Origin of the sequence: Mycobacterium sp. PO1 (assembly GCF_017312405.1) — a bacterium.
In the GTDB taxonomy this organism is placed as follows: Bacteria; Actinomycetota; Actinomycetes; order Mycobacteriales; family Mycobacteriaceae; genus Mycobacterium.
This window is the reverse complement of sequence record NZ_BLTG01000042.1, coordinates 1-11,874: the sequence shown is the minus strand read 5'-3', so window position 1 is coordinate 11,874 and position 11,874 is coordinate 1. Positions and strand designations below refer to the sequence as shown.

Here is an 11,874-nt window from a genome sequence, read left to right as displayed (position 1 = left end):
TCGGGTGCGCTAACGTCAGCTGCTGTGACGAACTCGTTGCCCTTGGCCGCGGTCGTGCTGGCCGGAGGGGAGTCCCGGCGGATGGGCCGGGACAAGGCCACCGTGACCATTGACGGCCCGTCGGGGCCCACGACACTCGTGGAGCGCGCGGTATCGGTGGTGGGCCAGCGCTGTGCGCCGGTGTTCGTCGTGGCCGCAGCCGGCCAGCAGCTTCCGGAGCTGCCCGCGGTGATCCTGCGGGACGAAGTGTGGGGGAAGGGGCCGCTGCTGGCCACCGGCCGCGGACTGGCGGCGGCCGCCGAAGCGGGGTTCGACTACGCGTTCGTGTGTGCGGTGGACATGCCGGCGATGACGACAGCGCTGATCGACACACTGGCCGGACCCGCGCAGCGGTTGGGTGTCGATGTCGTTCTGCCGTGGGACGGCCGCGACCACTACCTGGCCGGGATATACCGGACGGCGTTGTTCGGCCAGATCGCCGGCTTGACCGACGCCGGCGAGCGCAGCATGCGCGCGCTGGTGGGAGGCGTGGACACCCAGCGGATCGTGCTGCCGGATCAACAGCCCGCGCTGGCGAACGTCAACACCTCGGATGATCTCGACGCGGTGGCACCGCCACGCCTGGTCTAGGCCTCAGCTGGTCCAGCAAAGTCGTCGACGTCTTTGTATTTATCTTTTCGTGATTGTTCGATATCAATCGTGTGGTCATTGATTCGCGTGTGACTGTGATAGGCGCGGGCTCAAATCGGAGCGTGACGTGCCGCGGCGCCCAGCGCAGGCCTTGTGCGGTGTGAATCATATTGCTGGAGAGGTTATTCAGGGAGTACGGCGGCCAGACAACCACCGATCGTTGCGGTGCTGAACGGGTCCCGGGTCGATGGCCTCAGCTCGAAGGCTTCCCGAGCGATCAAGGGCCCGCGGGGGCCGGATCGGCGGTACGGGAACGGGCGGCGTCTCCGTTCGACTGCGTGGCCATTGGTCATCGTCAATAGTATTGCCGTTCAATGAATTACGTTCCGCCAGTCGAGGCGGAAGTTCGCAGTGTGGGCGCGAGCGGTAGGCGTATCCATCGCACCCTTAGGGCGTCGCCGCGCCGAAACATTCTGTGCTGCGCCACATTCTGCCCATGGCAGGTGGTGGACCCGAGCGGTGCGGCCAGCGAAGTAAAGTAAGCAGGTCTGTGTATTGTCGCCCCGGTTGTGCTGTCCTGTGGTCTTTTTCGTGCGTCTAAACCCGTTTTCATCTCTCGATGTGGTGGTTCAGGTCACAAAACACCGGTGATTTGGCTCACCTGCCGATATGGGGCGTCCGCGGTCGACGTCTCCGTGAAAGTGCAGCCTGACCTGCGGTGACGCGAATTCGGTGCAGTCGTGATCATTCCGTGATCTGCTCGCGACATCTTCTCGACCGATATGACTTTGTCCTGGTCGGTTTGTACGGTCCCTAAGAGCTTCGCACGGAGCAAATAACCCAAAACCACGAACCAGCGTGTGTGTGGGACTGCCGTGAGCCGATCGGCCCGCGGCGGCGGCCGGGACTCGTCCCGGTGAGGCGGATGACGGCCTCCCCACTGCCGCACCAGACCGAGACGGTGCGGCCCGAAACAACAACCTGTGCTGCAGGTGGCCATCCCGCGTGTCCGCGCGGGTGGTGTTGGCGCGCGCTCGGCGAAAGGATCGAAGTTGAAGAACATCCGCAAGACGCTTGGCCTGGCCACCTTCGCCGGGGCGCTCGCAGTGGCGCCCATGGCTGTCGCCACCGGGATGGCTGCAACCGCGAATGCGGACAGTGGTGTGAACTGGGATGCCGTCGCGGCGTGCGAGTCGGGCGGCAACTGGGCGATCAACACCGGCAACGGTTACTACGGTGGCCTGCAGTTCACGCTGGGCACCTGGCGGGGCAACGGCGGCTCGGGAATGCCTCACAACGCCAGCCGCGCAGAGCAGATCCGCGTGGCCGAGAACGTGCTGCAGTCGCAGGGCATCGGCGCGTGGCCGACCTGCGGTGGGCGCGGCTGACCCCACTCAGCGCGCGGAAAAGCGGTGCCGACTTCGGTCGGCGCCGCTTTTCGCAGTTTCGGGCCGCTTGCTCGACCGCTTCCTTCTCAGAGGCCTCTTACGCCAATTAAGTAACGATTAAAACTTTTGTCTCTCGCGTAACAGGTGATGTTGGTCACCCGAAGAACTGGATAACCGCAGCGTGGAACGCAGCATCGCTTCGCTCGCGGGCCTTGGGTCATTAACGGTCGGGGAAGGACCGCAGAGATGAACGTTTGCAAGTTGATCAGCAAGGGCCTCGTCGCCACCGCCTTCACCGGTGCCCTGGCCGTGGTGCCGATGGCGTTCGCCGAGGACGGCCTGGCGACCGCGCGCGCCGATTCGGTGAACTGGGACGCCATCGCGCAGTGCGAGTCGGGGGGCAACTGGGCGATCAACACCGGCAACGGGCATTACGGGGGCCTGCAGTTCAAGCAGGCCACCTGGTCGGCCAACGGCGGCCTCGGCAACCCGGCGGCCGCTCCGCGCTCCGAGCAGATCCGCGTAGCCGAGAACGTGCTGCGCACCCAGGGGCTGAAAGCCTGGCCGAAGTGCGGAGCCAAGGGCATGGCCGCTCAGGTGTGGGGCAACCCCGGCACCAGCACTCCGGTGCAGATGCCGGCCACCGCCCCCACCCGGGCCAACGGCTGCCAGAACATGCCGACCTCGGTGTTCGGTGGCATCCTCGACCTGCGTCAGATGTGCACCGCGCTGTTCACGCCGCGCTCCGCTCGCTGACGAGCTCGCGACTCACCCTGCGGGCAACGCCCCGGCGTCGCCCGCGGTGGGTAGCCGGAAGGCCGACCGCCCGGCGATCGACGCCAGATGCCGGGTCACCACCGCCTCGGGGATCAGTCCGGTGGCGCGACTGGCCGCCCCGGACAGTACGGCCGGGCGAAGGTTGACGATCCGCCCGATCATCGCGGATTCACGGACCAGCGGCCGGACCCGACGCCGCCGGAACGCGGCGAACCTCGCGAACGCGTCCGCCGGATCCGGGCGCAGCTGCAGGAAACGCGCCAGGATCGCCGCGTCCTCCAGCCCCTGGCAGCCGCCCTGACCCAGGTGCGGTCGCATCGGGTGGGCGGCATCGCCGATGATCACCACCGGTCCGCGTGCCCATCGACGGGGTTGGGTGTGGTCGTAGAGATCGTTGCGCAGGAGATCGGCTGGATCTGTCGCGGCGACCAAATCCGGGATGGGCTGCGCCCATGACGACAACTTGGCGGTCAGGTAGGCACGATCACCGCCCGGCGCCTGACTCCCCTCGGGCGTGCGTTCAGTGGCGAACCAGTAGGTGTGGTCGGGACCGAGCGGCACGTGGCCGACTTCGGTTCCGGGCCCCATGGTCTCCCCGGCCAGCGCTGGATCCAGCGGTACGGCCGCGATCCCGCGCCACGCCGTGTAGCCCACATACCGATTGGTCAGCGCACCGTTGAGCGTGCGCGCCACGACCGAGTGCACGCCGTCCGCGCCGACCACCGCTGCGGTGTCGCGAATGTCGCCGTCGGCCAGGTGAACACGGACCGAGCCGCCGGACGCGTGGATCCCGGCGACGCGCGCGCCGGTCTGGACGACGCCGCTGGGCAGCGCCGCGGTGAGCAGCTCTGTCAATACCGACCTGCGGATCACCACCAAGGGCTCACCGAGAGCCTTCACGATGCGGTGCGGTTCCGGCCGGCGCAGCCACGTGCCGTCGCGCCAGCGGATCGCACCGCCGGTGACCCGGCCACCCGACGCGCGCACCGCCTCGCCGAGCCCGAGTTCGTCGAGCGCGGCCAACGCGTTCGGCCAGATCGAGATCCCGGCACCGGAGGAGATGTCGGAGCGCTGCTCGAGGACCGTGACCTCGTGGCCTGACCGGTGCAACGCGATCGCCGCGGCCAAACCCGCGACGCCGGCCCCGATGACGGTGATCTGCACGGGCATGAGGCGACAGTAGCGGCCGCCGCCCCGCCGGCACGGCGGTGACATGTGAGCCGGCACGGCGGTGACATGTCAAACGGACGAGACGGGCAAGTCACCTCCACGAAACGCAACACTGGTTTCCTGAAGGGCAACTCTGTCAACCACTGATATACCCGAGAGGTGGCCGATGAGCCCTGCCCTCGAGCTGACGAGCGTCCCCGCCTGGGCGATCACGCCCACGGAACCGGCCGCCGACACCACCGGACGGTGGTGGACGATCATCGCGTTCGGCCCCGCCGGGGGCGAGGTGGCACGCCGGTGGGCCGCGCAGATCGGTCGCGAGTCGGCGGTGCGCAGCTACGAGGTCACCGTCGGTGACGATGAGCGCGCCCGGGCAGCGCTGGTGGGTGCGCTCGCCGACGCCCGGGTCGGCTGGCGGTTGATGATGGCCGGACCCGCAGACGCCTGCCTGCGGTTGCGCGCCGCGGCCGTCGCCCTCGGCGTCGCCGACGACGAGATCACCGTCGCCTCCACCGACGTGCGGAAGCGCGCCGTGCACTGCGTGCACTGCCGCACCGTCACCACCGCGGCCGTCGAACTGTCCGAGGTGCTGCCGTGCAGCGGCTGCGGCCGCAACCTGCTGGTGTACTACCACGTGTCCCGCAGGCAGGGTGCACATCTGGGCTACATGGTCGACGCCGAAGAGCAGAGCGCGTCATGACCGCCGACACGAGCACCCTCAAACTGGTCGTCACCGACATCGACGACTCCGTCGCCGATGTGCGCACCCTGACGCTCACCGATCCGGACGGGGCGCCGCTTCCCTCGTTCACCCCTGGCAGCCACATCGTCGTGGAGTGTGGCAACGGCGGCCGCACCGCGAACGCCTACTCGCTGACCGGTGACGGCGTCGCGCCGCCCGCCTACACGATCTCGGTGCTCCGGTGCCCGGACGGATCCGGCGGTTCGCGCTGGATCCACGACGAACTGTCCCTCGGCGACACCGTGGTCACCCGGCCGCCGCGCAGCGCGTTCGCCCCGGTTCTGCGCGCCCGCCGACATCTCCTCGTCGCCGCGGGAATCGGCATCACGCCGATGGTGTCGCACCTGCGCAGTGCCCGGCTGTGGGGCCGTGACGCGGCGCTGCTCTACATCCACCGCCCGGGCCGCGACGTCTACGTCGACGAGATCCGCGAGCTGACCCCGTCCGCCTCGGTCCACACCCGCCGCGGCGAGTTCAGTGCCGAGCTGACGATGGCGCTGGCCGATCAGCCTTTCGGCACGCACCTCTACGTGTGCGGGCCGACGTCCTTCATCGATTCGGTCAGCCGGCTGGCCGCCGAATTCGGCTGGCCGCCGAGCCGGATCCACGTGGAGCACTTCGGTGCGGCGCTCGATCCCGGCGAGCCGTTCGACGTGCGCATCGGTTCCACCGGCGACGAGTTCACCGTCGAGTCCGGGGTTTCGCTGCTGGAGGCACTCGAGAGCCGCGGCTACACCGTCCCGAATCTGTGCCGGCGCGGCGTGTGCGGTGAGTGCCGGCTGCCGGTGACAAGCGGCACGCCGACCCACCGCGACCTGTTCCTCAGCGACAGCGACAAACAGACCGGTGACTCATTGATGGCCTGCGTATCACGCGCCGGCACCGACACATTGGAGTTGAACCTGTGATCTCGGCCCCCGATCTGATCGAGACGTTCCCGTTCCCGTTCGCGCTCGACAGCTACCGATACAGCACCAACGTGGAGCCGGCCGGCTCCACGGTGCACACCCCGGTCGGGCGGTGGGGGGAGCGGGTGGTCGACATCGACACCGAATACGAGCGTGAGCTGGCCGAGCGGGCCACGATCCTCGCCGCCGACCCCACCCGGTACGCCGTGCTGCCACACATGCGGCCGGCGTGCTGGGACACCATGTTGACGCTGATGCGCGAGCTCGCCTCGGCCTACCCGCAGACGATGTCGCTGCAGCGCCACGGTGCCGGCTGGCGATGGCGCAACGAGCGGCTGGGCATCGCCCAGGACTTCGTGCTCGGTGACGAGACGACGCTGCCCGCCGAACCGCTGGCCTACATCGCGGGCCAGGTGCAGGACGACATCGTGCTGCTCGATCAGCGCGACGGCGATCTGTTCGGCGATGCCGGGGTGGTCACCTTTGCCGCAGACTGGTCGTTCGGATTCGACGTGGGGATGACCTTTCTGGAGATCCACGGCCCGGTGCCGCGGCTGCGGGAGACCGGTGTCATCACCCGGGCCCGCGAATTCCTGATGCGGTTGCAGCCCGGCGAAACCTATCGGCGGACCAACTGGACCCTGACCATCGGCCGCCGCCTCGACGTCTCGACCGACATCTACCACCAGTGGGGGCCCGACCGGCCGATGATCCTGACCGTCGACGACACGGAGTTCGGTCGGTTGGTGCATCTGCGCGTCGAGGTCCAGCACCTCATCAGGCTGGCCGAGTCGGGCGCGATCTGCTTTCTGATCCGCACCTACATGCTGCCCCTGGCCGATCTGGCCACGGTCGACGCGTGGCGCACGCGCGCCGCGGCCGTGCTCGCCGAACTCCCCGACGACATGGCCGACTACAAGGGCATCATCGGCTACCGCGACCGAGCGGTGGAGTGGCTTCGTCAGGCAGGCTGATGCTCTGACGCTGAGGCTCTGACGCAGCCGGCCTGCGACGACGAAATCGCCCGGATCCTTTCGGATCCGGGCGATCTCATGTCTGTCGCCGAGTCTCAGTAAACCGGTGGCTCACCCTCGGCCGCGGGACCCTTCTCGACCGGGGTGTGGTCGATGATGGCCTTGTAAGCGTGGTTCTCGTGCTGGATCATCCGCACGAAGAACGCCACGAACAACGCCATCGCGAGGATGAAGACGAACCAGGTGCCGATGCTGTTGGCGCCGAACGTGAAGACCACACCCGGCTCGTCGTAACTGGTGATCGGGCTGAACATTTATTTCACCTCCTCACCCACGGACAGCACCGCGGTGCCGCTGGTGGACCGCATCGCGGTCACCGGGATTCCCTCGGGATAAGGGGTCGCCGGGATCTCGGTCAGATCCAGGCCCTGCTCTTCGACCTCCGGGGGGATCCGCAGCAGCCCGGCGGATTTCAGCAGCAGCGACAGCAGATAGGTGGGAATGAAGCCCAGCGCCGCGAACACCAGCGCGCCGACCAGTTGGCCCCAGAACGAGATCGACGGATTGCCGTCGGTGTTCGGGTAACCGGCCAGGAAGATGCCCGCCGCGATCAGTGAGTAGAGGCCCATCCCGCCGTGTACGGCGACCGCGCCCACGACGTCGTCGATCCTCATCTTGTCCAGCAGCTTGCCGATGTAGGGCACCAGTCCGCCGCCGACCAGCGCGATGACGAACGTCAGCGCCGGGTGGTACAGGTCCAGCCCGGCCGCCACGGCGATGACGCCGGCCAGCCCGCCGGAGATCGTCCAGAACGGCTCGCCGCGCGACATCACGTAGGCGCCGATGATGCCGCCGACCAGACCCATCAGGGTGTTGAATGCGAACGCCGACAGGGTCGTCGGGCTGCCGTAGATGGTCGCGTAGCCGGTGGGGCCGTAGATCACACAGCCCATCAGGAAGCCGAAGAACCCGGTGAAGATCAGGAACAGGCCGAGCAGTGTCAGCGGCAGGTTGTGCGGCCGGATCGTCACGGGCGTGCCGTCCGGCAGGAACCGGCCGATGCGGGGCCCGAGGTTGATCAGGATGCCCAGGGCTGCGAAGCCGGCGATCATGTGCACGCATCCGGCGGCGCCCACATCGTGGAACCCGAGTTTGGTCAGCATCCAGCCGGCGCCGTGCCAACCCCATGCCGCGCCGATGATCCACACCACCGAACCCACGAACACGGTGAGGATCAGGAAGCCGCTGGTGCGGATCCGTTCCAGGACAGCGCCGGACATGATGGAGCCGGTGGTGGCCGCGAACAGCGCGAACGCACCCCAGAAGATGCCGCTGGCCGGGTCGGCGGTGTTCGGGCCCATGTTCTCGCTCCACGGCAGCGCGGCCTTGGCGGCGTCGCTGAACTCAAGGAAGCCGGATGGCATCGCGTTGTAGAGGAACCAGCCGACGAAGAAGAACGACGCCACGATCGTGGCGAAGGCCAGCAGGTTCTTCATCGCGGTGGCGAGCACGTTCTTCGACCGCGACGCGCCGATCTCATAGGCCAGGAAGCCGGCGTGGATGAGCATCATCAGTGCGATGGACATCCAGTAGAAGAACTCGTTGTTCACAGCGGTCATGGACGCCAGGGCGTCCTCGACTTCGGGTGTCAAGGGGGACCTCCGACCGGTCGGGTTGCATGGTTCGAGCGGGATGGGAAAGGACGACACTGCGTTTATTCGCAGTGTCCCCGAGGTACTGACGGTGTACGAGCCTTGACGCTAACCGTGCGAATGTGTCCCACCTGTCAAGGCGCGTTAATTCCGCGTGAAGTCGTGTTGGGCAGTGTGTTACGAAATCCGCATGACATCCGAGGCTCAGCGCCGCACATCGTTCGACGACCTGGACGACTTTCTGGCCCTACCCAGGGTTTCCGGCCTTGCCGTGTCACCCGACGGATCGCGCATCGTCGCGACGGTCGTCCGTCTCAACGACAAACGCACCGAATTCGTCAGCGCGCTCTACGAGCTCGACCCAGCCGCCCGTCGTCCGGCCCGTCGAATCACCCACGGCGCCAAAGGGGAGTCCGCACCCGAATTCACCGCCGACGGAGACCTGCTGTTCGTGGCCGCCCGCCCCGGCGGCGACGATGCCAAGCCGGCCGTCAAGGCCCTGTGGCGGCTGCCCGCAGCCGGCGGCGAGGCGGTCGAGGTCGTCACCATGCCCGGGGGAGTGGACGCGGTGCTCACCGCCACCGCTGCGGCGGTCACCGCGGTGTCGTCGTCGATGATGCCGTCGGCCAACGATCTCGACGACGATCACCGGCTGCGCGCGGCCCGTACGGACAACGCCATCTCCGCGGTGTTGCACACCGGCTACCCCGTCCGGCACTGGGACCATGACCTCGGCCCCGAACTGCCGCACCTCTTCGATGTGTCCACTGCAGGAACGCGCCGCGACCTCACGCCGCAGCCCGCAACGGGACTCCGCGATGCCCACGCCGACCTGAGCCCCGACGGCAGCTTCATCGTCACGACCTGGCAGCTGCCTGCGCCCGCAGCGGCCACCCGCAGCGTGCTGGTGCGCATCGACGTCGCCACCGGTGAACGCACCGTGCTGGTCGACGACCCCGACGCCGACCTCGGGCTGCCCGCGATCGCTCCCGACGGCCGGTCGGTCGCCTTCACCCGCGAGACGCTGTCCACCCCGCACCGCGCACCCCGGACCACACTGTGCGTGTTGACATTCGGCGACCGGCCCGCTGAGCTGACCGGTTCGTGGGACCGCTGGCCCACCTCGGTGACCTGGACGACCGACGCGACTTCGCTGATCGTCACCGCCGATGACAACGGACGCGGTCCGATCTTCGCCGTGGACCCGGTGTCGGGCACGGTCCGCCCGGTCGTGGCCGACGACTTCACCTACACCGATGTGCACGCCACTCCCGGCGGGGAGCTGTTCGCGTTGCGCAGTTCCTATGCGGCACCGCCGCACCCGGTCCGCATCGACGCCGACGGGGCGGTGACGGTGTTGCCGTTGGTGGACCTACCCGAGCTGCCTGGGACGTTGACCGAAGTCGTCGCCACCGCCGAGGACGGTCAGCCGGTGCGGTCCTGGCTGGCCCTGCCCCACTCCGCGCAGCCCCGGTCCGCCCAGCCCGACTCCGCCGAGCCGGCGCCGCTGTTGCTGTGGGTCCACGGTGGTCCGTTGGCCAGTTGGAACGCCTGGCACTGGCGATGGAATCCGTGGTTGATGGTCTCCGCCGGGTACGCGGTGCTGCTGCCCGATCCGGCCCTGTCCACCGGCTACGGGCAGGACTTCATCCAACGAGGCTGGGGAGCATGGGGATTCGCGCCGTACACCGACCTCATGGCCGCCACCGACGCTGCCGCCGACCATCCGGGCGTGGACGGCAGCCGCACCGCGGCGATGGGGGGATCGTTCGGTGGGTACATGGCCAACTGGATCGCCGGCCACACCGACCGGTTCGCCGCGATCGTCACCCACGCCAGCCTGTGGGCACTCGACCAGTTCGGCGGGACCACCGACGGCGCGTACTGGTGGGCCCGCGAGATGACACCGGAGATGGCCGCGGCGAACTCCCCGCACAGGTTCGTCACCGACATCCGCACACCGATGCTCGTCATCCACGGCGACAAGGACTACCGCGTGCCCATCGGTGAAGCGCTGCGACTCTGGTACGAGCTGCTGAGCAATTCGGCGTTGCCGGCCGCCGACTCCGGACCCGGAGCGGGCACCACCGCCCACCGCTTCCTCTACTTCCCGTCGGAGAACCACTGGGTCCTCAACCCGCAGCACGCCAAGATCTGGTACCAGGTGGTGCGCGGATTCCTGGACCGTCACCTGCTCGGCCAGGACGTCGAACCGCCCGACACGCTCGGGTAGCGTCGGCAATCATGAGCGCACCCGAGTCGGACAACACCCGCGACCACGACATCGTCATCTACGGCGCCACCGGATTCGTAGGCAGGCTCACCGCGCAATACCTGGCCGCAGCCGGCGGCAACGCCCGCATCGCGCTCGCCGGCAGATCCCACGACAAGCTGCTGGCGGTTCGGGAGTCGCTCGGGGAGAAGGCGCAGTCCTGGGAGCTGATCTCCGCCGATGCCGAACAACCGTCCACGCTGGCGGCGATGGCGGCGAGCACCCGCGTGGTCATCACCACTGTGGGGCCCTATCTGCGCTACGGGATGCCGTTGGTGGCCGCGTGCGCGGCCGCCGGCACCGACTACGCCGACCTGACCGGTGAGACGTTGTTCGTGCGCCAGGCCATCGACCTCTACCACAAGCAGGCCGTCGACACCGGCGCACGGATTGTGCATGCGTGCGGGTTCGATTCCATTCCCTCGGATCTGACCGTGTTCGCGCTGTACCGGCAGGCCGAGCGGGACGGCGCCGGCGAACTCGTCGACACCAACTACGTGGCTCGCAGCTTCGCCGGCGGCGTGTCCGGTGGCACCGTGGCGTCGATGGTCGAGTTGGCCCGCGAGGCCTCCGCGGACCCCGAAGCCCGGCGCCTGCTCAACGACCCCTACACGCTGAGCCCCGATCCTGCCGCCGAACCGCAGCTCGGCCCGCAGCCCGATGCGCGGTGGCGGCGTGGCCGCGACATCGCCCCCGAACTCGACGGCTACTGGGTTGGCGCGTTCGCGATGGCGATCCCGAACACCCGTGTCGTCCGGCGCAGCAACGCACTGCTGGGCTACCCGTACGGTCGCCGATTCACCTACGCCGAGCACATGAGTGTGGGGCGTTCTCCGGTGGCACCGGTGGCCGCGGCGATGGCCACCGGCGGCAACATGGCCACCATGGGACTCGGCTCACGCTTCCTCAACCGCGTGCCACGCGGGTTCCTGGAGCGGATCCTGCCCAAGGTCGGTTCGGGACCCAGCGAGCAGACCCGGGAGAAGGGCCACTACACCGTCGAGACCTACACCACGACGACGACCAACGCCCGTTACCTGGCCCGCATGTCCCAGCAGGGCGACCCGGGCTACAAGGCCACCTCGGTGTTGCTCGGCGAGAGCGGGCTGGCCTTGGCGCTGGACCGCGACAAGCTCTCGGACCTGCGGGGCGTGTTGACTCCCGCGGCCGCGATGGGCGACGCATTGATGGCACGTTTTCCCGCTGCCGGGGTGTCGCTCGAGGTGTCTCGGCTCGGTTGAGCCGAACCGCTCCGGGAACGGTCGACCGGGGCTACATTCACCCCCATGACCAGCCTCGACGATCTCTACAGCGAGATCCCCACCCAGCAGATCGCGCAACGGTTGGGCGCCGACGAGAAC

10 protein-coding genes and 1 pseudogene are annotated in these 11,874 nt (G+C 68.2%); 8 read left to right on the top strand and 3 right to left on the bottom strand.

The features are described from left to right. Positions 1-24 precede the first annotated feature (24 nt). From mobA to J3476_RS15405, 3 genes and pseudogenes are all read left to right on the top strand, one after another. Entirely contained in the window at positions 25-630 is a 606-nt protein-coding gene (gene mobA, locus J3476_RS15415; RefSeq protein WP_207067298.1) for a molybdenum cofactor guanylyltransferase, read from the top strand. Positions 631-1,793: 1,163 nt separating this feature from the next. After that, a pseudogene (locus J3476_RS15410) lies at positions 1,794-2,018 on the top strand (transglycosylase family protein); the annotation flags it as partial. 246 nt (positions 2,019-2,264) lie between these two features. Further along, positions 2,265-2,774 (top strand): transglycosylase family protein, encoded by a 510-nt coding sequence (locus tag J3476_RS15405; RefSeq protein ID WP_207067296.1) that lies wholly within the window; start codon positions 2,265-2,267, stop codon positions 2,772-2,774. A 12-nt stretch (positions 2,775-2,786) separates the two neighbouring features. Here the strand turns inward: J3476_RS15405 and J3476_RS15400 are convergent, their stop codons facing one another. Beyond that, the gene (locus J3476_RS15400) at positions 2,787-3,965 is read right to left on the bottom strand and encodes an FAD-dependent oxidoreductase (RefSeq protein WP_207067295.1); all 1,179 of its coding nucleotides are present in this window, start codon (positions 3,963-3,965) and stop codon (positions 2,787-2,789) included. A 166-nt stretch (positions 3,966-4,131) separates the two neighbouring features. Between J3476_RS15400 and J3476_RS15395 the strand changes: the two genes are divergently transcribed. Genes J3476_RS15395 through J3476_RS15385 form a run of 3 tightly spaced genes read left to right on the top strand, consistent with a single transcriptional unit; the run spans position 4,132 to position 6,589 of the window. Beyond that, positions 4,132-4,665 carry a dimethylamine monooxygenase subunit DmmA family protein gene (locus J3476_RS15395; protein ID WP_207067294.1) on the top strand — a complete coding sequence of 178 codons (534 nt, stop codon included), beginning with the start codon at positions 4,132-4,134 and terminating at the stop codon, positions 4,663-4,665. Next, positions 4,662-5,615, top strand: coding sequence for a PDR/VanB family oxidoreductase (locus J3476_RS15390; protein ID WP_207067293.1), 954 nt, complete (start codon positions 4,662-4,664; stop codon positions 5,613-5,615). The genes J3476_RS15395 and J3476_RS15390 overlap by 4 nt, the downstream gene beginning before the upstream one ends. Then, the gene (locus J3476_RS15385; RefSeq protein WP_207067292.1) at positions 5,612-6,589 is read left to right on the top strand and encodes a DUF3445 domain-containing protein; all 978 of its coding nucleotides are present in this window, start codon (positions 5,612-5,614) and stop codon (positions 6,587-6,589) included. The genes J3476_RS15390 and J3476_RS15385 overlap by 4 nt, the downstream gene beginning before the upstream one ends. Positions 6,590-6,684: 95 nt before the next feature. Here J3476_RS15385 and J3476_RS15380 read toward each other — a convergent pair whose 3' ends face one another. Continuing rightward, positions 6,685-6,903 (bottom strand): hypothetical protein, encoded by a 219-nt coding sequence (locus J3476_RS15380; protein ID WP_152517837.1) that lies wholly within the window; start codon positions 6,901-6,903, stop codon positions 6,685-6,687. After that, entirely contained in the window at positions 6,904-8,241 is a 1,338-nt protein-coding gene (locus J3476_RS15375; protein WP_207067291.1) for an ammonium transporter, read from the bottom strand. A 190-nt stretch (positions 8,242-8,431) separates the two neighbouring features. Here J3476_RS15375 and J3476_RS15370 point away from each other — a divergent pair, with 190 nt between their 5' ends. Continuing rightward, complete coding sequence (locus tag J3476_RS15370) at positions 8,432-10,474, top strand: prolyl oligopeptidase family serine peptidase (protein WP_207067290.1); 2,043 nt, start codon at positions 8,432-8,434, stop codon at positions 10,472-10,474. Positions 10,475-10,485: 11 nt separating this feature from the next. Continuing rightward, positions 10,486-11,754, top strand: a complete 1,269-nt coding sequence (locus J3476_RS15365; RefSeq protein WP_207067289.1) for a trans-acting enoyl reductase family protein — start codon at positions 10,486-10,488, stop codon at positions 11,752-11,754. The last annotated feature ends 120 nt before the right edge of the window (positions 11,755-11,874 follow it).